The sequence below is a fragment of the Pseudomonas sp. 1L-B-1-E-C1 genome (assembly GCF_057291835.1).
On record NZ_JBXAWN010000001.1, the window covers coordinates 334,069 to 354,804 of the forward strand.

Annotated in this window: 18 protein-coding genes; 14 read left to right on the forward strand and 4 right to left on the reverse strand. The window is 60.9% G+C overall.

What is annotated here, in order from left to right; all coding sequences use genetic code 11:
- Positions 1-29 precede the first annotated feature (29 nt).
- A complete protein-coding gene (locus tag AC0Z4S_RS01370; RefSeq protein ID WP_485621754.1) occupies positions 30-272 on the forward strand; it encodes a hypothetical protein in 243 nt (80 codons plus the stop codon).
- Positions 273-276: 4 nt separating this feature from the next.
- Here the strand turns inward: AC0Z4S_RS01370 and AC0Z4S_RS01375 are convergent, their stop codons facing one another.
- The gene (locus AC0Z4S_RS01375) at positions 277-1,176 is read right to left on the reverse strand and encodes a LysR family transcriptional regulator (protein WP_485621755.1); all 900 of its coding nucleotides are present in this window, start codon (positions 1,174-1,176) and stop codon (positions 277-279) included.
- A gap of 95 nt (positions 1,177-1,271) precedes the next feature.
- Between AC0Z4S_RS01375 and AC0Z4S_RS01380 the strand changes: the two genes are divergently transcribed.
- The 12 genes from AC0Z4S_RS01380 (at position 1,272) to cydB (ending at position 13,723) form a co-directional block, all read left to right on the forward strand.
- The gene (locus tag AC0Z4S_RS01380; protein ID WP_485621756.1) at positions 1,272-2,495 is read left to right on the forward strand and encodes an MFS transporter; all 1,224 of its coding nucleotides are present in this window, start codon (positions 1,272-1,274) and stop codon (positions 2,493-2,495) included.
- A gap of 2 nt (positions 2,496-2,497) precedes the next feature.
- Entirely contained in the window at positions 2,498-3,361 is an 864-nt protein-coding gene (locus AC0Z4S_RS01385) for a hypothetical protein (protein ID WP_485622093.1), read from the forward strand.
- 112 nt (positions 3,362-3,473) lie between these two features.
- On the forward strand, positions 3,474-4,709 hold the full coding sequence (locus tag AC0Z4S_RS01390; protein ID WP_485621757.1) for an ATP-grasp domain-containing protein: 1,236 nt from the start codon (positions 3,474-3,476) through the stop codon (positions 4,707-4,709).
- An 86-nt stretch (positions 4,710-4,795) separates the two neighbouring features.
- On the forward strand, positions 4,796-5,854 hold the full coding sequence (locus AC0Z4S_RS01395) for an AbrB family transcriptional regulator (RefSeq protein WP_253501056.1): 1,059 nt from the start codon (positions 4,796-4,798) through the stop codon (positions 5,852-5,854).
- Positions 5,855-5,892: 38 nt separating this feature from the next.
- Entirely contained in the window at positions 5,893-6,900 is a 1,008-nt protein-coding gene (dmpG, locus tag AC0Z4S_RS01400) for a 4-hydroxy-2-oxovalerate aldolase (protein ID WP_485621758.1), read from the forward strand.
- Positions 6,901-6,914: 14 nt separating this feature from the next.
- Positions 6,915-7,793, forward strand: coding sequence for an acetaldehyde dehydrogenase (acetylating) (locus AC0Z4S_RS01405; protein ID WP_485621759.1), 879 nt, complete (start codon positions 6,915-6,917; stop codon positions 7,791-7,793).
- Between the two features lie 17 nt (positions 7,794-7,810).
- Positions 7,811-8,998 carry an aminotransferase class I/II-fold pyridoxal phosphate-dependent enzyme gene (locus AC0Z4S_RS01410; RefSeq protein WP_485621760.1) on the forward strand — a complete coding sequence of 396 codons (1,188 nt, stop codon included), beginning with the start codon at positions 7,811-7,813 and terminating at the stop codon, positions 8,996-8,998.
- Positions 8,999-9,049: 51 nt separating this feature from the next.
- On the forward strand, positions 9,050-10,573 hold the full coding sequence (locus AC0Z4S_RS01415) for an FAD/NAD(P)-binding protein (RefSeq protein ID WP_485621761.1): 1,524 nt from the start codon (positions 9,050-9,052) through the stop codon (positions 10,571-10,573).
- A 125-nt stretch (positions 10,574-10,698) separates the two neighbouring features.
- Positions 10,699-10,914, forward strand: coding sequence for a hypothetical protein (locus tag AC0Z4S_RS01420; RefSeq protein WP_253501072.1), 216 nt, complete (start codon positions 10,699-10,701; stop codon positions 10,912-10,914).
- 23 nt (positions 10,915-10,937) lie between these two features.
- Positions 10,938-11,327 (forward strand): VOC family protein, encoded by a 390-nt coding sequence (locus AC0Z4S_RS01425; protein ID WP_485621762.1) that lies wholly within the window; start codon positions 10,938-10,940, stop codon positions 11,325-11,327.
- Between the two features lie 8 nt (positions 11,328-11,335).
- Positions 11,336-12,709 (forward strand): cytochrome ubiquinol oxidase subunit I, encoded by a 1,374-nt coding sequence (locus AC0Z4S_RS01430; RefSeq protein ID WP_485621763.1) that lies wholly within the window; start codon positions 11,336-11,338, stop codon positions 12,707-12,709.
- Between the two features lie 12 nt (positions 12,710-12,721).
- Positions 12,722-13,723, forward strand: coding sequence for a cytochrome d ubiquinol oxidase subunit II (cydB, locus tag AC0Z4S_RS01435; protein WP_485621764.1), 1,002 nt, complete (start codon positions 12,722-12,724; stop codon positions 13,721-13,723).
- A gap of 3 nt (positions 13,724-13,726) precedes the next feature.
- Here cydB and AC0Z4S_RS01440 read toward each other — a convergent pair whose 3' ends face one another.
- Entirely contained in the window at positions 13,727-16,336 is a 2,610-nt protein-coding gene (locus AC0Z4S_RS01440) for a bifunctional diguanylate cyclase/phosphodiesterase (protein ID WP_485621765.1), read from the reverse strand.
- 220 nt (positions 16,337-16,556) lie between these two features.
- Here AC0Z4S_RS01440 and AC0Z4S_RS01445 point away from each other — a divergent pair, with 220 nt between their 5' ends.
- The gene (locus tag AC0Z4S_RS01445; protein ID WP_485621766.1) at positions 16,557-18,761 is read left to right on the forward strand and encodes an OsmC domain/YcaO domain-containing protein; all 2,205 of its coding nucleotides are present in this window, start codon (positions 16,557-16,559) and stop codon (positions 18,759-18,761) included.
- 195 nt (positions 18,762-18,956) lie between these two features.
- Here AC0Z4S_RS01445 and AC0Z4S_RS01450 read toward each other — a convergent pair whose 3' ends face one another.
- Together AC0Z4S_RS01450 and AC0Z4S_RS01455 are read right to left on the reverse strand one after the other, a co-directional pair.
- On the reverse strand, positions 18,957-19,466 hold the full coding sequence (locus AC0Z4S_RS01450; RefSeq protein ID WP_485621767.1) for a PaaI family thioesterase: 510 nt from the start codon (positions 19,464-19,466) through the stop codon (positions 18,957-18,959).
- An 8-nt stretch (positions 19,467-19,474) separates the two neighbouring features.
- Positions 19,475-20,632, reverse strand: a complete 1,158-nt coding sequence (locus AC0Z4S_RS01455; RefSeq protein WP_485621768.1) for a GGDEF domain-containing protein — start codon at positions 20,630-20,632, stop codon at positions 19,475-19,477.
- Between the last annotated feature and the right edge of the window lie 104 nt (positions 20,633-20,736).

Sequence of the window (20,736 nt, forward strand, 5' to 3'; positions counted from 1 at the left end):
GAAAACTCCAGCAAACAGGGAATCGGGCAATGAACAGTGCGACGTCAAAAGAAACGGAGGAAACACATGGCGATTTGGCTTTTTGTCCGGCGATGCCAAACGACCGGGCGCGGACTAACTTCGCGGATCCGGCCTTTCGGTTCAATAAACAATTTCAGCGGGCTGTTGAAGCGCGACAAAGTCGAGTTGCCGAAAGCCGGATGCCCTACAAGCGCGTCGCGGAAAATTCTGACGATACATGCGCAGACATCCCGCTCTTTCTGGCGCAGTGATCGCTCACTTGCCCCGCAAGGTCAGCTCGATCACCTCGACAAACGCCTTCACCAGCGGGCTTCGTTCGCGTTTGCGCGTCAGCACCAGTAACGGCGCCGTGGCGCTGGGTTCAGCCAGCGGTCGATAGGTCACGCCACGCTTGACCAGGGCCTGGGTGCATTGCGGTACAACTGCGATGCCTCGGCCGGCGGCGACCAGAGCAATGATCGAGGTGATCTGTTTGCCACTCGGCCCCGGGCGCGGAGTCAGGTCGTTGCGACGGTACAGCGCAGCAATGATGTCGTTCAGGGCCGAGCCGTAGTCGCTCGGGAAAGCAATCAGGGGATATGCGCTCAGCTCGGTCAGGGTCACATGGCTCTGATTGGCGAGGGCGCTGTCACTGGGAACGGCGGCCATCAACGGCTCGTTGTCCAGGCAGATGACCTTAATGTCCGGGTTCGCATCGGCCGGGTACATGCGGCTCATGCCGATGTCCAGGCGTCCTTCGACGATTTGTGCACATTGCGTACTGGAGGCGCCTTCTTCCACGGTCAATCGCACATCGGGATACGACGAGCAGAACGTCTGGATGGTCTGGCTGAAAATATCCGAGAGCGCGATCGAGCTGGCATAACCCACCGCCAGTTGCCCGGCCGAGCCAGCCGCCAGTTTGCTGGTAATGGCTGCCGTGAGGTCGACTTGTTCCAGCACGGCCCGCGCATAGGGCAGAAAGTGTCGCCCCTCGGACGTCAGCGTGACATTGCGCGTGCTGCGGTCGAACAGACGAAAGCCCAGTTCCGTTTCCAGCGCCGAAATCTGCCGGGTCAGCGGCGGCTGGGCGATATGCAGACGCACCGCGGCGCGGCCGAAATGCAATTCGTCACTGACGACGAGAAAATAACGCAGACGGCGCAGATCGATCATGTTCATCCCTGGGTATCAATCGGTCGGAAATCGGTATTGGATCCTTCAGACTGCCCATCTTATAAAAGTGTTTGAAAATATTACGAACATTTCTTATGAGCCTTCGCCTGTTTTGTCCTCGGGTCGCCCTGTTTCTGGCGGGATGCGCGGCTTTTATCAACCTTTATGCAACGCAAGGGCTGCTTAACCAGCTGGCCGCAGCGTTCGACGTGTCCGCCCGACAAGCCAGCTGGAGCATTACCGTCACCACGCTGGCCGTGGCCATCGCTGCATTATTTGTCGGCCGGCTTACGGCGCGGGCCGAGCAGCATCGGGTCATCGCGCTGGCGGCGATCCTGTTGGCGCTGCCAGCGCTGCTGGCGGCCTGGGCAGGCAGCTTCGGTGAGTTCCTGCTTTGGCGGGCGGTCCAGGGCCTGCTGATACCCGTGGTGTTCGCCACCAGCATCGCCTACATCGGCGTGCGCTGGAGAGATGGCGCGGTGACCGAAGTGACCAGCGTCTACGTTGCCGGCACCGTGCTTGGCGGATTCTGCGGGCGGTTCCTCACCGGATGGGTCACCGAGTTTGCCGACTGGCGTCTTGCCCTGGCCGTGCTTGCCGGGCTGAGCCTTCTCCTGGGGTTGGTAATCGCCTGGTTCCTGCCGCGCAACCCCAGTCCCGGTGTGCAAACCCCGGCCGGGCGCCAAGGGCTGCGCGCCGAACGTTTCAGCAAACCGTTGTTGGCCACCTACGTCGTGGGTTTTTGCGTGCTGTTTGCGCAGATTGCGACGTTCACCTATGTCGGTCTGCACCTGAGCCGTGCGCCATTTTCGTTGAGCACAGGTGCGCTCGGAGCGATCTATTCGGTGTTCCTGCTGGCGTTGGTGGTGGTGCCGATCGCCGGACGCCTGGGCAAGGCCCGACCGCGTAGTGAACTGATCACGGCCGCAGCCTGCCTGGGGATTACCGGCTCGCTGCTGACGCTGACCTCCTCACTGTCGCTGATCATTGCCGGCCTCGCGCTCAGCTCCACCGGCGTGTTTCTCGCCCAGGCCGCCGCCAACGCATTCGTCACCGCCCATGCCCGCTTGGACAAGGCCGGGGCCGTGGGGCTGTATCTGACCAGTTACTACCTGGGCGGCAGTTTCGGTGCGTTCGTGCCGGGCACGCTGTGGGAACTGGGCGGCTGGCCGGCTTGCATCGCCCTGATCATGGTGTTCCAGATACTGCCGCTGCTGGTGATTCGTCGCGGCTGGAAAATTCCCGTACTGCCGGTGATGGCCGGCGCTCCCGCGCTCAAAACTCTTGAATCAACATCCAACAAGGAAAATGTCAGATGACCGTGAGTAACCTGCTGACGCTGCAAAGCCCGTTATTGTCCGTGATAGAACCCGTGCTCGACGACATGCCCGCCGGTGTTCTCAAGCAAGCGTTGGTAGAGGCGTTTCGCAGTCAGGAAGCCGCGCTGCATGACATCGAGCGCTCGTTTCAATCCCTGACTTCGCGTCATCATCGTGCTGCGCCGTTGCGAACGTTCTTCGGCAGTTGGTCGAAAACCAACAATTCGGCCGCCAGTGTGTCCGGCCTTGCCAGTCGCATCACATTGCTGGCGCGCTCGGAACAACACAGCGATGCAGCGGATCGTCTCTACCGGGTCTGCGGCAGTCTGCAACGCATCACCGACGAAGACCTCGGCGCGTTGGGCAACACGCTGCACTCCGAGCTGTTCTACAACATGGCCACGCCGATTTGCGGTGATGACCAATGGCTGTTGAAAGAGAACTGCCTGCCCTCGGCACAATCCTTCAAGGACTGGACCGACGCCCGGCGCCTGCGTGACCGCGACCTGCTGCAAGGCTTGCTGACGACGCTGGTGCATGAGGTTTATACCCATGGCGAAGTGGAATTCATCCACCCCCTGTTCACGCAGTGGTTTGAGCGTGACATGGGCGTGCCGGCCGCGAAAGTAAGGTCGACGGTCGCTTGGGTCACCGTGCATACGGGCGGCACCGAGAGTAATCACTTTGCCCACGCGGTCGCCGCTGTCGAGGCGTTCGTCGAGGCAATGGGCGTCGCCGTTGTGCAGTCAGCTGCGCAGGAGATCTTCGTCGAGTACCTTCAACGCAAGGCTGAAGTGATGCGCGAATGCGAGAAAATCCTTGATAAGGCAGCAAACAGCGTTGAACAGGTATCAATAACAACATAATTGGTATTGGCCCGAATTGCCGCTTGTATTCAAGATAAGCACGTTTCGCACTTGGCCCGCTCTAGCGGGGCAGGTGCTGCACGAACCCTGGAAAGATCGCAAGGAAGCCCGTATGCAGCTCATCGTGTTTTGCCCGCCGAAAATTATTCTCCAGCACCGTGCCGCAGACTGGTCGGCTGCGCTTGGTCGTGAAGGCGTCCTGTTGAGCTGTGCCTCTCGCGCGCAAGAGATTGCGGCGCATCTGGGTGACGCAGTGCGCTATCAGCTGTTCGACAACTTCAATGACAACGCGCTGGTCGAGGTCGACGTCTATGAAATCGCCCGCGAACTCCATGCACCGCTGTGTGTGGCGCTGGCGGAAATCGACGTGCTGCGCGTGGCGCGCATCAACGACCGCCTCGGGATCAGCGTCGGTGCCGAAGAGCGCGCCATGTTCTATCGGGACAAGTTTCTGATGAAACAGCGCACTCGCGAATGCGGCTTTGCCATCGCCGAAATGGCGACCATCAGCAACGCCACCGAGGCGGTACGCTTCAGCGATCTGCACGGGTTTCCGGTAGTGATCAAACCGCGCGACGGACGTGGCTCGAACGGTGTTGAAGTGCTGCGTGACATGACGCAAATGCGCGACTGGCTGCTCGGCCAGACATCGACCACGTTCCACAACCTGATGATCGAAAAATATGTGCGCGGCAGCCATTACATCGTCAATGGCCTGTACATCGAGGGGCGGCCGATTCTGGTGTCGCCGGTGCGCGTGATGACCTCGGCGCTGGATTTCCTCGGCGGCAAATCCCATGACTTGCACATGCTCGACGCACACAACCCGATGCGCGATCGTCTGGTCGAATACGCACGGGCACTGGTTGAACGGGTACTGCCTTCCGATCCGACAATGCTGTTTCACCTTGAGCTGTTCGTTGACGAGAACGACGAGATCGTTCTCTGCGAAATCGCCTCGCGCCTGGGCGGGGTGTTTTTCAATCAGGAAATCACCCACGCCTGGGGCATCGATCCGCGCATGGGCTTCCTGCGCGCGCTCCACGATCCGGCTTACCGGCCTGAACCGATGACCGAGCCGCTGCGCATGGTCGGGCATATCAGCATTCCACCGCGTGTCGGTCTGCTGCGCGACGTTGCCCGGGAATGCCCGCTCGAAGGCGTTCTGGAATACCGCATCTCGGCGGAAAAAATGACCTCCTACAGCAATATGAAATTCACCAACTCGGAAATTCTCAACGCCATCGTTGCGGGGCAGAACGAGGCCGAGTTGCGCGACTTGTTGCACACGGTCGAGCGCTGGTTCCACGACAGTTGCGACTGGGCGGCCATCGAGACCGCTGCCTAGCGCCTTACTCATGTCCTGACGACATCAATCGAGCTGACTTCCGTCACTGAACGGGATGCTCACGCCTTCAGAAAAGTGGATAGCCCATGAACAAGCTGGTTGAAAGCCTCATTCCGATTCCGGTGGCAGCCCTCGGGGCCTGGCTCGGTTACCTGACCGGGTTTCCGCTCGGCGACCTGATCGGCGCGATCTGCGCGGTGACTGCGCTGAGCAAGCTGGGAGTGCCCATGCGCATGCCGTATCCCTTCGTGGCCACCGTGCAATTGCTGCTGGGCATCAGTGTCGGCTCCATCGTCACCGCCTCGATGATGCGCGAGCTCACCGACTTCAGCATTCTGGTTGGTCTGCTCATCTGCATGACCACGCAGATATTCGTCGGCTACAACTGGCTGCGGCGCATGGAAAAATGGGGCCACATCGAAAGTCTGCTGGGCTCAATTCCCGGCGCGATGGCGGCCGTGATGACGGTGTCGGGCGAGCAGGGGCCCGCATCAGGGCGCATCGCCTTCGTACACATCGTGCGGCTGCTCGCGCTGCTGGCCGTGGTCACGATCATCGCCGGTGGGCACTCCGACAGCGTGGCACCGACGCTGGGTACGCTGGACAACTATCTCGGCGTAATCGCGCCGGCCATTGCCGCGGTGCTCGCCGGGTATCTGCTGGAACGTTTCGACGTACCGGCGCCGTACATGCTGACCGGGTTGCTGTGCACCGCCGCCGTCAATGTCGGTTTCCCCGAAGCCAATCTGCATGTGCCCGATCCGTTCGCGATAGTCGCGTTGATCCTGCTGGGCGGGCTGATCGGTATTCGCCTCAAGGACATCACTTTCAGAGACGTCGTGCGTTATATCCGCGCCGGCCTGGTGGTCACTGCGCTGACGTTCTGCACCACGCTGCTGGTGGCGTTCGTGATGAGCAAACTGACCGGCAAACCGTTTCTGACGCTGTTCATGTCATGGGTGCCGGGCGGCGTCGAAGTGATGACCGCGGCCGCGTTGCTGCTCAAGCTCGACCCGGCGTTCGTGATGCTCAACCACGTGGTGCGGATGTCGATCATCCACATTTCACCGGTGTTTCTGCCCAAGCGCCTGTTCCAGGAACAGCCCGCGCCTTTGCCTCAGCCGCAACCCCAGACCGAACCGTAATCGCTGCCACCCTTCGAATACCCAAGGATTTGACCTCGATGAGTATTGCCATTCACGACCCAACGCTGCGCGACGGAAATCACGCGGTCTCCCATTCGTTGAGCCTGGACGACATCGCCGCCTACTGCCGCGCAGTCGACGGCTGTGGCCTGAACGTGGTCGAAGTCGGCCACGGCAATGGTCTCGGCGCATCCTCGCTGCAATTGGGGCTGGCACGCTACAGCGACGTGCAGATGCTGGAAACCGCGCGAGCCAACCTCACCCACACCCGACTGGGCGTACACATGATTCCGGGGTTCTCGCGCTTGAGCGACATCGACACGGCGCTGAGCATCGGTGTCGAGGTGTTGCGCATCGCCTCGCACTGCACCGAAGCCAGTGTCACCGAGAGTTATATCGAGCATGCGCGCAGCAAAGGCGCGTTCGTTCACGGCGTGTTGATGATGAGCCACATGGCCAGTGCGTCGACTCTGCTCGAAGAGGCCTCGAAGCAGCAACGCTACGGCGCCAATGCGCTGGTGCTGATGGACTCGGCCGGTCATTTCGACCCGGACAGCACCCGCGAGAAAATCGCTCTGCTGGTGCGCGAACTCGACATTCCCGTGGGCTTTCATGGCCACAACAATCTGGGACTGGCCGTTGCCAACTCGCTGGCGGCAGCGCAGGCCGGCGCGACCATCATTGACGGCTGCATGCGCGGCTTCGGCGCCGGTGCCGGCAACACTCAGCTGGAAGTGCTCTGCGCAGTGCTTGAACGCTATCAGTTCGACACGGGCGTGAATGTCTTCGACCTGTGCCGGGCGGTGGACAGTCTGGCGGAGTTCACTCCGGTGAAAACGCCGACCGTGGTCAAGACTGCCAACCTCATCAGTGGCCTCTACGGTGTATGCAGTGGCTTCGAAAAGCACGTGGCACGGGCCGCCGCCGAGTTTCACGTCGAACCCCGGAAAATTTATCAAGAGCTGGCCCGCTGCAACGCCGTGGCAGGTCAGGAAGACCTGATCATCTCGGTGGCCAGTCGCTTGTCTCAACCTGTTGTCGCTTGATTCTGGAGCTCGAAATGACGTTGAAAACCGCCATCATTGGCAGCGGCAATATCGGCTGCGACATTCTGTGCAAGGTGCTCGCCCATCCTGAACTCGATTGCGCGGTAGTCGCCGGTCGCTCGTTGAGTTCATCAGGCCTGGCCTTCGCCCGCGAACGCGGCGTGGCGACCACGGCTGACGGCATCGACGGACTGTTTGCCCGCATCAACGAGTTCGATGTGGTGTTCGATGCCACCTCTGCGGCCGATCATGAAGCCCATGCACCGCGCCTGATCGAAGCCGGCAAAGCGATCATCAATCTGACCCCGGCGTCGTTGGGCGTACTCTGCGTGCCGTCACTCAATGGCGTAGCGCTATCCGATGCCAACAATATCAACATGATCACCTGCGGCGGTCAGGCTTCGATTCCGCTCGCCGCCGCGATTGCCCGGGCCAATCCCGGGGTGCGCTATATCGAGGTGGTCTCCTCGATCAGCGCCCAAAGTGCCGGGCCTGCCACGCGGCGGAATCTGAGCAACTACATCACCACCACGGAAAACGCTCTGAGTCATTTCACCGGGTGTGCTGACGTCAAAGCGATCCTCAACATCAACCCGGCCAAACCCAACGTCTACATGCAGACCGCCGTGTCGGCATTGATCGAGCACGTCGATCTGCCCGCCACCCGCCGTGAAATCGAACGCGCCGTGGCCCACGTGCAATCGGCAGTGCCGGGTTACGAAGTGATCGTTGACCTGCATTACAGCGAAGGGCGCCTGTTCACTATGGTGCGGGTCGAAGGGGCAGGGGACTTCCTCGACCCAAGTGCCGGCAACCTCGACATCATTACCGCGACCGCCACGCACATGGCCGTGCTCATGGCCCGTGGCCGTGTCGCCGAATGCGCCGCCTGACCCAAGGAGATCTGTCCATGCCTGGTCTTTCGCCAGATCTGGAATTCGCACGGTTTTGCCCGATCCTCGGCGTGGTGCAAAAAGTCCGCGAGATGTCCCGGCCGGTCATCGATCTGGGCGTCGGCGTGCCGGGCTTTCTGCCGGCGGCGCATATCGTCGAAGCAGCGGTCAAAGCCGCCGGCGAACACAGCGGCGGTTACGGCTCCAGCCAGGGCGATGCGGCATTGCTCGCCGCGTACAAGGGCTATCTGCATCGGCAGGGTTTCGACTTCTACCGAGAGCAGAATCTGGTGGCCGGCCTCGGTGCCAAGCATCTGTTGTTCAGCGTGCTGCGCGCGATCATTTGTCCCGGCGACCAGATCCTCGTCGCCAGCCCTTGCTGGCCGACCTATTTCGACATTGCCGAACTGGTCGGCGCCGGTGTGGTCGATGTGCCCTGCACCGCGCTGACCGGCTTCAAGATGACCGCGCAAGCTCTTGAAAACTCGTTGTCGGACTCAGTGCGCGTGGTATTGCTCAACTCGCCGGGCAACCCGACCGGCGCTGTGTATACGGCAGAGGAGTTGGGGGCGCTGGCACAGGTGCTGCGTCAGAAAGATGTCTGGATCATCTCCGACGATGTGTATCAGCGCTTCGTCTATGACATGCCGACGTGCCCTAGCCTGCTGTCGGTCGCTCCGGACTTGAGGGACCGGATCATCAAGATCGACAGCGTTTCGAAGATGTATGGCATGCCCGGCTGGCGCGTCGGGTTGATGGCGGCTGATGAACGTGTTGCGGCGGCCGTGACCACCCTCAACTCGAATTCGATTTCCAACCTGCCACCGATTCCGGCGGCCGCCGCTGCTGCGGCATTCAACGGCGATCAGGCTTTTTCCCATGCGGCAAAAGAGCGGCTGGCGCAGCAACGCAAGACCCTGCTTGCGGTATTGCAGGGCACGCCACACCTGAGCTTTTGCGTACCGGCGGGAGCGTTCTATCTGTTCATGGACATTCGCCATGCGCTGGGCAAGTCGCTGCGCGGCACGCTGATCAGCGATGACGAAACGTTCTGTGCGCTGTTGCTTGAGGAGTACGACGTGGCGCTGATTCCCGGCAGTTTCTTTGGTGCACCGGGGCATGTGCGCCTGTCGTACTCCGGCGAGGCCGAGCAGGTAAGAACCGGGGCGTTGCGCCTTAAAGAATGCCTGACAGCCATTGCGTGAAGCGCCTGGCTGCAAGGTAAGGACGCGGTTCCAGATAAAGGAAATATCTTGATGAAGCATGCTTTTGCAATCGTCGGCTGCGGCGCGACGGCTATCGCCTTCCTGCAGCGTCATCTCGATCGCGTGGCCGAGGGCAGCGCGCCAGCAGGCACGGTGTATCTGTTCGAAAAACGCGAAGCGTTCGGCCATGGCGCCGCTTACGAGGCGGATCTGGCGAGCAATATTCTCAATACCAAAACCGCGTACATCTCGCCGTATCCGCATCTGCCGGGGCATTTCCAGCAATGGCTGCAGGAACATCCCGCCGCCTGGCGCCCGGCATTTGCCCGATTCGAGCCACTGGCCGACAGCTTTGCGCCACGCGCGTTGTTTGGCCTGTACCTGAAAGACCAGATACGCAAAATCGTTTTGCGTGGTGCCTCGCTGGGCTGCCAGATCGTGCTGATCAATGCCGAGGTGTGCACCATCGACCTGGTTGACGATAGCGAAACCGTGCGCACCCGTTGTGGTGTGAGTATCCCCGCACAAAAGGTATTTCTGTTCTGCGGCCCGCTGGGCAGTAAAATCGATCCGGCGCACCAGGACGAGCGCGTACTGACCAGCCCTTATCCTGTATCGCGGTTGCTCGAAACCATTGCCGCCGACGAGCGCGTCGCGGTGATTGGCGCACGCCTGAGCGCCATCGACACGGTGATCGCGCTGATTGAAGGCGGCCACCTCGGCCCCATTCGCATGCATTCGCGCAGTGGCTATTTTCCCGTTGTGCGAGGCACTCAGGAGCGCGTCGAGCTCAAGCACCTGACCCGCGAAGGCGTGCGCGCCCTGGTTGCGCAACACGGGCCGTTGCAGATCAGTGATCTGGTCGCGCTGTTTCGCAAGGAGCTGGCGGCCCATGACCCGGCGTCGAGCAACGCTGTGATTCCCTTGCCCGCACCGCCGACGGATATCGTCAGTTTCATCGAGCACGAGCTTCAGGTTTCGCAGGCGCCACGGCTGTGGCAGGCAGTTCTCTACGCTACCAACGGTTTTGTCGAGCATCTGTGGCAGGCGCTGGATAACGCTGCGCAGGCCCGCTTCATGAGCGAGTATTTCAGCTTTTTCATGGCGTATCGGGTCTCCATCCCGACGGAAAATGCGCGCAAGATCCTGACGTACCTGCGCAGCGGCCAGCTCGAATTCGTCAGCGGCGCGTTCACGCTGTCCGAACCGCTTGAGTCGCAGGAGCTGATCCTGCGTGGCGCGGACCGGGCGTATGCCTATGACCGGATCATCCACGCCACGGGCTTTGCCCGGGATGCGCACAGGCTCGATTCACCCCTGTTGACGTCACTGATCGGTAGCGGTGCGGCGATGCCCCATCCGATGGGCGGGATTTGCGTCGATCCGGACAACTACCGACTGATCGGCCGTATCAGTGGCGCCCGGCAGATTTACGCCGTGGGCGAGCTCACGGTCGGGCAGTTTTTCTTCACCTCGGCGCTGGAAATCAATGGTCGTCATGCCTTTTGCTGCGCGGATGCAGTGCAATGGGCGGAATTTGCCGGGCGCACCGAGCGTGTTGAAGAGCACGTCTAGGCCTTGAAGCCAGAGAGCCGGGCACAGTGCCGGTGAATCCGCTCACGACGCGTCCATCCGTCGACTGTCCTGAACCTCTGTCGCACTGATTTTTCTATCGGGTATGTCCCTCAGGAGATACCCGTATGTTCGATCAACAAAAAAAGGCATCACTGGCGGCCTGGCGCAAACTGGCGGAGCAAAACGAGGCCGATCTGGACCTGGATCAGCAATATGACGAACTGCTCAAGGCCGCCGATGAAATGGAAGAGCAAGGCCTGATCACCAGCGCCGAATGGCGTGAGCTGGTGCGCAAAGCCGGTAACGTATTCACCGCCAGCGAGGAGCAGCCGCAAGGCTGACCACGACCATTGGAGGACGTCACATGCTCAGTTATCTGTTTATCGGTGCCAATGACGTGGAGCGTTCGGCAGCCTTTTACAAGGCGATCCTGTCGCCCCTCGGCTACCGGCATGATCGCGAAGAGCATTACTGCTTTTACCTGCCTGATTGCATGGATAAATCCAACGGTCCCGGCAGCGTCCACATTTCCAAACCCTTCAATGGCGAGTCAGCAACGCCCGGCAACGGCATGATGCCGGCGTTTCGCGCCGATTCGCGGCACAAGGTCGATGAGGTGCACAGGGCCGGGCTGGGCAATGGCGGTACCGACGAAGGCCCGCCAGGCACCCGCGAGGCCTACACGCCAGACTTTTACGTGGCCTATTTGCGCGACCCCGAGGGCAACAAGCTTGCGGTATTTTACAGCGGCTGAATGCCTGCATGGAGTCCATTGATTCGGCCCTGATGGCGGCCCGCGCCCAGTTCGCAATCACGATCAGCTTCCACATCGTGCTGGCGGCGTTCAGCATCGGTCTGGCGAATTTCCTCATGGTGCTGGAAGCGTTATGGTTGAAAACCGGGCGCCAGGTTTATCTGGATGTCTACCGTTACTGGCTCAAAGTGTTTGCCCTCAACGTCGCGGTAGGCACAGCCTCGGGACTGATTCTGGAGTATCAGTTCGGCCTCAATTGGTCACGGCTGTCAGTCCAGGCCGGCGATATCCTCGGCCCGCTGATGTTCTATGAGGTGATGGCGGCGTTTTTCATCGAAGCCGGATTTCTCGGCATCATGCTGTTCGGCCTGAAGAAGGTCGGCCCGCGTCTGCACTTTTTTGCCACCTGCGCGGTCGCGGTGGGCTCGCTGATCAGCGCGTTCTGGATTCTTTCCGCCAACTCCTGGATGCAGACACCCGCCGGCTATGCGATTGGCGCCGACGGCCGTTTCCTCGCCGAGGATTGGTGGGCGATCATCTTCAATCCCTCGTTTCCCTATCGCCTGGCCCACATGCTGCTCGCCGTATTCATCGGCAGTGCAACGCTGGTTGCCGGCATCAGCGCCTCGCAGTTGCGCAAAGCGTCAGAAAATCCGCGCGCTCGGCTGCAATTCTCCATGGCGCTGTGGGTGGTTACCGTGCTGATGCCGGTGCAGCTTGTCGTCGGTGATCTGCACGGTCGGCACAGTCTCCACGCTCAGCCACAGAAAGTGGCGGCCATCGAAGGCTCTTGGACACGCCCGGAGCAGGGCGCAGGCGAGCCACTTCGGCTGCTCGCCTGGCCGGATATGGACGAGCGGCGCAATCATTGGGAAGTGGCAATTCCACGCATCGGTTCCTTGTATCTGCATCACGACTTGACCAGCACCATCGCCGCGCTTGATGAATTCCCGGTCGAGGACATTCCCCCCGTGGCGCCGGTATTTTTCGCGTTTCGGCTGATGGTCGGGCTGGGCCTGTTGATGCTCGGGCAGGGCGTGGTCAGCCTGATCCTGCGCCGGCGCCATCGCCTGTACACGGCGCGCCGGTGGCTGGACGCCTGCGTGCTGCTGGCGCCGGCCGGGTTTCTGGCCATGCTCAGTGGCTGGGTGGTTACTGAAGTGGGGCGACAGCCGTTTACGGTCTATGGACTGATGCGTACGGCCGACAGTCTGTCGTCAGTGTCCAGGGCGCAAGTCGTCGGGTCGACGTGGCTGATTCTGCTGTTTTACCTGTTGATCTTCGGTATCGGCCTGTGGGTGTTGCTGCGCCTGTTGCGCGAGCCGCCGCAGCAGGATCAACCGGGTCCGCAGCCAACCCTTGCCGACGAAACTGGGCACTGAGGAGTCGCAGACATGGACACGGACTGGCTGACGCTGTTGTGCGCCGCCGCGCTGGCATTCTCGGTGATGAACTATGTCTTGCTCGACGGCACCGATCTGGGCGTCGGCATGCTGATGGGCCTGACGCGTTGCAGCCAGCAGCGCCGGGCCATGGCGGTGACGATTCTGCCGGTGTGGGATGCCAACGAAACCTGGCTGGTGCTTGGCGGCGGCGGGCTGCTGGCGTTGTTTCCGCTGGCGTACGCGGTTCTGCTGCCGGCGCTGTATGTGCCTTTTATCGTGATGTTTCTCGCCTTGATTGCACGCGCGATGGCGTTGGAGTTCCGCGACTACGCAGCGAACGAACGGCGCAAAAGAATCGTCGACGGCGTACTGGCGCTGGCTTCGTTGCTGACCGGATTTGTCCAGGGCATGGTGCTTGGCACCCTCGTGCAGGGCGTTGCGCATCAGGGCGGTCAGTACATTGGCGATGGCCGCGACTGGCTGAACCCGTTTCCGGTGTTTTGCGGTCTGGTGCTGGTGCTGGGTTATCTCTGCCTGGGGACGTGCTGGTTGTACTGGCGCACCGTGGATGAACTGCAACGACGCTCGGCGCGTCAGGCCCGCGTGCTGGGGCTGGTCGTCGTGGCGTTACTGATGGTGCTGATCGGTTGGACGGCAACGTTGCAGCCGCAATACGCCCTGCGGCTTGCCAGTATCTGGCTGTGGCTGCCAGCGGGGATGGTCATCAGCGCTTTAGCGATGGTGTTCATCAATGGTTTGCGCAGCCGCTTCGATTGCGTGCCGCTGTTCGCCGCACTGGGCGTCTTCGTCCTGGCCTTCGCAGTGATGCTGGTCGCTCTGTATCCCTTCATCATTCCGCCGGATCTGACCCTGAGCGACGCCGCCTCCAGTCCGAACAGCCAGATCTTCATGCTGTCCGGTTTCGCCGTGCTCATACCGATCACCCTGGCCTACAACACCTTCGGTTTCCGCGTGTTCAGCGGCAAGGTGCGCGTTGCCAACGACGGCTGAGCTTCAGGTAACCCGGCCCTTTTTGCTGACCGGCGACAGCCTCGAAGCCCGCAGCAGGTCGGCAAAAGCCGCCTTGTCGATCGGCCGACTCATGAAATAGCCCTGCACTTCGTTGCATTGATCCTTGCCGAGAATCGCCAGTTGCTCCTCGGTCTCGACGCCTTCGGCCGTCACCGTCAAACCCATGGCCTTGCCCAGGCCAATGATCGCCTGCACCACGGCGCGATCATTGGTGCCGCTGCTGATCGAGGCGATAAAACGTTTGTCGATCTTGATCCCGTCGAATGGGTAGGCGCGCAGATAACCGAGCGACGAATAGCCGGTACCGAAGTCGTCCATGTTCAGGCGCACGCCGAGTTCCTTGAGCTGGTTCATGGTGGTCAGCGCTCCATCGGTATCGTTGAGCATCACGTTCTCGGTGATTTCCAGTTCCAGGCGGCTCGCCGGGAAACGCGTTTCCACCAGCACTTCGCGAACATCCTCGACCACATCGCTGAGGGCAAACTGTGCAGGCGAGAGGTTGACCGACAACAGAATGTCAGACGGCCAGTCCAGAGCGGTTTCGCAGGCTTCGCGCAGTACCCAGCGCCCCAGCGGCACGATCAGGTCGGTCTGCTCGGCCAGCGGAATGAACACGTCTGGACCGAGCAAGCCCTGGGTCGGATGCTGCCAGCGCACCAGCGCTTCCACCGAGACGATGTGCTTGCCATCGACCTTGTAGCGTGGCTGATAGTGCAGGACGAACTCGTTGTGCTTGAGCGCACGGCGCAGGTCATCTTCCATTTGCCGACGCGTCTGGATCTGGTCGCTCATGTGCGCTTCGAAATAGCACCAGGTGTTCTTGCCGTCGGACTTGGCCTGATACAGCGCGATGTCGGCATAGCGAATCAGGTCGCTGGCGACGAAGCCGTGACGACGGCTCAGAGCGATGCCGATGCTGGCGCCGATGTGCAGAGGATGCTGCTCGTAATTGATCGGTTGATGCAGGCTGCCGATCAGGCGAGTGCAGAACTTGTCGATCTCGTGATGGCTGTCCATGCCGTTGAGCACCACGACGAATTCATCACCGCCCAGCCGGGCGACGATGTCGTTTTCGCGAGTGCATTCGCGCAGACGTGTGGCGACTTCTTGCAGCACCGCGTCACCGGCCGGGTGACCGAGGGAATCGTTGATCGGTTTGAAGTTGTCCAGATCGATCATCAGCAGCGACAGTGGCGGCGCATGTTCTTTCAACAGCAGCACTTCATCCAGATAGCGCGCCAGCTTGTTGCGGTTGGGCAGACCGGTCAGGGCGTCGTGCATCGACAGGTGCTGGATTTGCGCATGAGCGGCGACCTCGTCGGTGATGTCGCTGGCGGTACCGCGATAGCCGACGACGTTTTCCTTGTCGAAAATCGGTCGTGCGGACAGGCGACAATGACGCGGCTGCCCGGATTCATCGCGGTAGGTGCAGCGCAGGTCGCCGGCGCTGTTTTCGTCGCTCAGTTTGCGCAGCCACAGTTCCAGCGGCGTGGTATCGCAGGTTAGGAGCTCACCAATTTCCTGCCCCAGCCAGAAGGCCTGTGGGTAGCCGGTGACTTCGCTGAACCGCGCCGACAGATAGGTCAGCGCCAACTGCCCATCGACCTCCCAGATCCAGTCCGATGCCGCCTCGGCCACGGCGCGAAAGCGTTCTTCACTGGCTTCGAGTGCATGGTTGGCCGTTTCGAGTGCCTGATTCGACGCCTGCATCGCATGGATGCTGTTGTCGACGTATTGCGACGAGCGCAAGGCGTGGCGAAAGAAATAGGCGGTCAGCAGCATCAGGACCAGGAACGTTGCGCCGAGCGGTGGCACCAGCGACCACAACAGTTGCTGGCCGGGTCGCTGCAGGTCGGCGACCAGGCTGTAGCCGGTGCTGTCGAGTGGCACACGCGGCTGACCGGATTCAATCGTTTCGTCCGGGGCGAGGGTCAAATTGGTCAGGCCATAACCGCTGCCGATCTTGCGCAGTTTGGTCGGCGTCAGCTTGTCGACGAACACCAGCACCGAGGTGTTTCGCAGTTCATCCAGCGGGCGCTCGTCGTTGGGAATGATCGCCGCAGCGGTGATCAGCGCCGGCCAGCCTTCGAACAATGAATAGCTGCTGATCGGCTTGGTCAGATCAGGCTGGCTCAGCACCTGCTCGACCAGCGCCGAGGCGGGCGCTTGCAGCACCGTGGACACATCGGTCTCGACCATCTGCCCGCGAATCACCGCGTACTTGGTGCGCTGGCGATCGAGGACGAACACGCCGTCGTAGCCATCGCTGGTGAACAGGGTCTTGCCCATGTTCTGCTCGGCGTACGCCCAATCGGTGTCGATCGGCCCGCTCAAGGCCTCATAGGCGCGGGTCCAGTAGGCGTAACTGGTGATGTAGTTTTTCGAAGCGGTGATGCGGTTTTCCACGGCGCGCACGGAGTAGAACTGGTTCTGTTCCAGATCTTTGGCATCCAGGGTATTGGCGATGCCTAGCAATGTGCTGATCGCGGCTATGACGCCAGCAACGAACAACGCCCCAACCGCGATCGCCAGGCGCCGGGTTACGGCGCGTTGCGGGGTAGGGATCGGCTGCGCAGCAAGAGTAACGGCCATGTGCTCGTCCTTGATCCGGTGTCTTGTGAATCTAGAACAATGGCGCGGGCACAATGTTCAGATTGTTGTTCTATGACATCGCCTGATTTGTCCAAAGTGTAGCGAATCCCACGGGATTTCCAGCATGGCCGGCCAGCGGCGGATCCCGAAAGGGCGAGACTTCCCGCACAAAAACCGGATAATGGCCGCCATTCGTTTAGCCGTATTCTGGTAATCCCGCATGGAAATCAAGGTCAACTTTCTCGACAACCTTCGACTTGAAGCCAAGTTCGACGACTTCACGGTGATCGCCGATCAGCCCATCCGCTACAAAGGCGATGGCTCGGCACCGGGGCCGTTCGACTACTTCCTGGCGTCGTCGGCCTTGTGCGCGGCTTACTTCGTCAAGCTGTACTGCGACACGCGCAATATCCCGACAGAGAACATTCGCCTGTCGCAGAACAACATCGTCGACCCGGAAAACCGCTACAACCAGATCTTCAAGATTCAGGTGGAATTGCCCGCTGACATCTCTGACAAGGATCGCCAGGGCATCCTGCGTTCCATCGACCGCTGCACGGTAAAGAAAGTGGTGCAGACCGGCCCCGAATTCATCATCGAAGAAGTCGACAACCTCGACGCCGATGCCCAGGCCTTGTTGATGCCGCAGTCCGATTCCCAGGCGGGCACCTACATTGCCGGCAAGGACTTGCCGCTGGAACAGACCATCGCCAACATGTCGAAGATCCTTGCCGACCTCGGCATGAAGATCGAAATCGCCTCCTGGCGCAACATCGTGCCCAACGTCTGGTCGCTGCATATCCGCGATGCGCATTCGCCGATGTGCTTCACCAACGGCAAGGGCGCGACCAAGGAAGGCGCACTGGCTTCGGCGCTGGGCGAGTTCATCGAGCGCCTGAACTGCAACTTTTTCTACAACGACCAGTTCTGGGGCGAAGACATCGCCAATGCCGAATTCGTCCATTACCCGGACGAGAAATGGTTCAAACCGGGTCCGAAAGACGAGTTGCCAAGCGAAATCCTCGATGACTACACCCTCGGCATTTACAACCGCGACGGTGAGTTGCGCGGCTCGCACCTGTACGACACCAATTCCGGCAACACCCAGCGCGGCATCTGCTCGCTGCCGTTCGTGCGCCAGTCGGACGGTGAAGTGGTGTACTTCCCGTCCAACCTGATTGAAAACCTCTACCTGAGCAACGGCATGAGCGCCGGCAACACCTTGGCCGAAGCGCAGGTACAGTGCCTGTCGGAAATTTTCGAGCGGGCGGTCAAACGCGAAATCCTCGAAGGCGAAATGGCCCTGCCGGATGTGCCGCAGGAGGTGCTGGAGAAATACCCGAGCATCCTCGCCGGCATCAAAGGCCTGGAAGAGCAGGGCTTCCCGGTGCTGGTCAAGGATGCCTCGCTGGGCGGGGAATTCCCGGTGATGTGCGTGACCCTGATGAACCCGCGCACCGGCGGCGTCTTCGCCTCGTTCGGCGCGCACCCGAGCCTGGAAGTCGCGCTGGAACGCAGCCTGACCGAACTGCTGCAGGGCCGCAGTTTTGAAGGTCTCAATGACTTGCCGCAGCCCACATTCTCCGGCCAGGCGGTCACCGAGCCGAACAACTTCGTCGAGCACTTCATCGACTCCAGTGGTGTGGTGTCGTGGCGCTTCTTCAGTGCCAAACCAGACTTCGAATTTGTCGAGTGGGACTTCTCCGGCCAGGGCGAAAACTCCAACGCCGAAGAAGCCGCGACGCTGTTCGGCATCCTCGAAGACATGGGCAAGGAAGTCTACATGGCGGTCTACGAGCATATCGGCGCCAAGGCCTGCCGCATCCTCGTGCCGGATTATTCGGAGATCTACCCGATCGAAGACCTGATCTGGGACAACACCAACAAAGCCCTGCAATTTCGCGCAGACATCCTCAATTTGCACAACCTCAGCAAGGTCGGCCTGCGCAATCTGGTCCAGGGCCTGGAACGCAGCGAGCAGGACGACTACACCGATATCACCACGCTGATCGGCATCGAGTTCGACGACAACACGCCTTGGGGCAAGCTGACGATTCTGGAACTGCGCTTGCTGATCTACCTCGCGCTGCAAAAGTTTGACGAGGCCAAGGACCTGGTGGAGGCGTTCCTGCAATACAACGACAACACCGTTGAGCGCGGCTTGTTTTATCAGGCTGTGAATGTGGTGCTGGAGATGGAACTGGACGAGGATCTCGAGCTGGAAGACTACGAGGCCAACTTCCGTCGGATGTTTGGCGACGAGCGCATGGATGCGGCGATTGGTTCGGTCAATGGCAGTGTGCGCTTTTACGGCTTGACGCCGACGAGCATGAAGCTGGAAGGGCTGGATCGGCATTTGCGCTTGATCGAGAGCTATAAAAAGCTGCATACGGCGCGGGCGGGTGTGGCGGCTTTGGGGCTTTGAAGGGCTGGCTTTGATGTTTCACTTTCGGCTTGGATGAGGCTGCGTGGCATAAACCGCAGCCCCTCACCCCAGCCCTCTCCCGAGGGAGAGGGGGCCGATTTGTGTGGTGTTCAAAACCTGCATTCGACTCGGTATCTCAGGTCGGCGTACTTCGCATGTACAACTTGGTCAGTCCCCTCTCCCTCCGGGAGAGGGCTAGGGTGAGGGGCTTTTGCGGCCATGCGCCGCATCCGCCAACTGCCCTGTATCCACCCGCACAAACACCGAATCGCCCACCGCCGTCAGCACTTCCCCCGCATACACCTCGCAAATCACCCGGGTCTTGCGCCCGACCTCACCTTCAACCCGCGCGCGCAAGAGCAGCGGTACGCCCATCGGTGTGGGCTTGATGAACTTGATCCCGAGGTTGCCCGTGACGCAGTCGATGCGCGGCAGGCTGCCGGCTTCACGGTTTTCCGCACGGTAGTGCCAGGCCATGGCGGTCCAGTTCGAGTGACAGTCGACCAGCATGGCGATCAGTCCGCCGTAAACCAGATCCGGCCAACCGCAGTATTGATCTTCGGGCAAGTGTTCGGCGATCACATGGCGGCCGTCTTCGTCCCAGCGACTTTTGACGTGCAGTCCGTGCGGGTTGCGGCCGCCGCAGCCGTAACAAACGCCTTCGGGGGCGGCGAGGTCTTGCAGCGGGGTGTCGTGGCTGGACATGGCGGGTTTCATCCTGGAGTGGCGAGGCCGGACAGGCGCAAGCGGTTGCGGCCGCCGCGTTTGGACTCGTAGAGCGCGGCATCGCCAAGTTCGATCAGCGCTGCCAGACTGGTCGGCGGTTGGTCGAACAGGGTAGCGCCGATGCTCAGGGTCACCGCAGCGGACGTGGGATAGGTGTGCGACGCCATGGCCAGAAACTGTTCACGCAAGGCGTTGCCCAGTTCAAGAATAGCTTCGGCTGAGGCGTTGTTGAGCAGCATCAGAAATTCATCGCCGCCCAAGCGCGCAGTCAGCGCATTCGCCGGTAGCTGGGCGCGGATCATCTCGCTCAAGGCAATCAGCAGGCGGTCGCCGGCGATGTGCCCGTACTGATCGTTGACCAGTTTGAAGTTGTCGATATCGATCAACAGCAGCGCACCCGGGCGTTGCGGGCAAACCCCGGCCAGCAGGCGTGGCGTGCGTTTTTCCAGGGCGCGGCGGTTGTAGAGGGCGGTGAGCGGATCGCGCTCGGCGAGGCGGGCGATCTGCTTTTCCCGGCGATAGCGCTCAGTGCCAGTCATCGACAGAGCGATCAACATGATCGCCATCGCCCCCTCGATCAGCGATATCTGGATGATCTCGCCGCGAAACGCCGCCAGATCGATCAGCGTGCCGGGGATCACTACGGTCAGGGCCTTGGCCACATAAAAGATGCCGTGGCCGAGCAGCACATAACGCAATTGCACCGCGCCGACGCTCAATGATTTGCCGTGCGGACGCAGCAGCGAACTGGCCTTGAGTGTGGGAATCGCCACCAGCAGCGAGTTGGCCACCAGCATGGCTTTGGACCACAGCGGCCCGTCCGGCAAGAACAGCATGATCAGCCACGTCGCGAAAATCAGGTACCACGCAGGCGACAGTCGAGTCTGGGTGAAACGCGCGACGCCGAGCAGGAAAAAGAAGTGTGCGGTCACCAGCAGGCCGTTGGCGAACCAGATGCCCAGCAGCAGAAAACCGCTGCTGCGCAGCAGGGCGAGGGTGGAACCGATGGTGATGGTGGCGAAACCGGCGCTCCAGAACAGTAGCGAAGGCTCACGGATGCTGCGCCACTCGACCGCCAGGTACAGCGCGGCAGCGGCTGCGAGGGCGATCGTGATGGTCAGCATCGTTGGCGGGTCGAGCGGCATTTCCGGGCAGGCCTGTCTGTATGGCAATAGGCCTGCGATTGTAAGCGTTTGGTCAGGTTTTTCGCAGGGGGCGCGTTGCCGGGCAGACCACTGGCGCTCCAGCA

Excerpts from the sequence above, each read along its gene's own strand:
- AC0Z4S_RS01375 (WP_485621755.1), bottom strand. The coding sequence starts at position 1,176 with ATGATCGATCTGCGCCGTCTGCGTTATTTTCTCGTCGTCAGTGACGAA.
- AC0Z4S_RS01445 (WP_485621766.1), top strand. The coding sequence starts at position 16,557 with ATGGAAATCAAGGTCAACTTTCTCGACAACCTTCGACTTGAAGCCAAG.
- AC0Z4S_RS01390 (WP_485621757.1), top strand. The coding sequence starts at position 3,474 with ATGCAGCTCATCGTGTTTTGCCCGCCGAAAATTATTCTCCAGCACCGT.
- AC0Z4S_RS01415 (WP_485621761.1), top strand. The coding sequence starts at position 9,050 with ATGAAGCATGCTTTTGCAATCGTCGGCTGCGGCGCGACGGCTATCGCC.
- AC0Z4S_RS01395 (WP_253501056.1), top strand. The coding sequence starts at position 4,796 with ATGAACAAGCTGGTTGAAAGCCTCATTCCGATTCCGGTGGCAGCCCTC.
- AC0Z4S_RS01440 (WP_485621765.1), bottom strand. The coding sequence starts at position 16,336 with ATGGCCGTTACTCTTGCTGCGCAGCCGATCCCTACCCCGCAACGCGCC.
- AC0Z4S_RS01380 (WP_485621756.1), top strand. The coding sequence starts at position 1,272 with ATGAGCCTTCGCCTGTTTTGTCCTCGGGTCGCCCTGTTTCTGGCGGGA.
- AC0Z4S_RS01420 (WP_253501072.1), top strand. The coding sequence starts at position 10,699 with ATGTTCGATCAACAAAAAAAGGCATCACTGGCGGCCTGGCGCAAACTG.
- dmpG (WP_485621758.1), top strand. The coding sequence starts at position 5,893 with ATGAGTATTGCCATTCACGACCCAACGCTGCGCGACGGAAATCACGCG.
- AC0Z4S_RS01405 (WP_485621759.1), top strand. The coding sequence starts at position 6,915 with ATGACGTTGAAAACCGCCATCATTGGCAGCGGCAATATCGGCTGCGAC.
- AC0Z4S_RS01455 (WP_485621768.1), bottom strand. The coding sequence starts at position 20,632 with ATGCCGCTCGACCCGCCAACGATGCTGACCATCACGATCGCCCTCGCA.
- AC0Z4S_RS01425 (WP_485621762.1), top strand. The coding sequence starts at position 10,938 with ATGCTCAGTTATCTGTTTATCGGTGCCAATGACGTGGAGCGTTCGGCA.
- AC0Z4S_RS01410 (WP_485621760.1), top strand. The coding sequence starts at position 7,811 with ATGCCTGGTCTTTCGCCAGATCTGGAATTCGCACGGTTTTGCCCGATC.
- AC0Z4S_RS01450 (WP_485621767.1), bottom strand. The coding sequence starts at position 19,466 with ATGTCCAGCCACGACACCCCGCTGCAAGACCTCGCCGCCCCCGAAGGC.
- AC0Z4S_RS01370 (WP_485621754.1), top strand. The coding sequence starts at position 30 with ATGAACAGTGCGACGTCAAAAGAAACGGAGGAAACACATGGCGATTTG.
- AC0Z4S_RS01430 (WP_485621763.1), top strand. The coding sequence starts at position 11,336 with ATGGAGTCCATTGATTCGGCCCTGATGGCGGCCCGCGCCCAGTTCGCA.
- cydB (WP_485621764.1), top strand. The coding sequence starts at position 12,722 with ATGGACACGGACTGGCTGACGCTGTTGTGCGCCGCCGCGCTGGCATTC.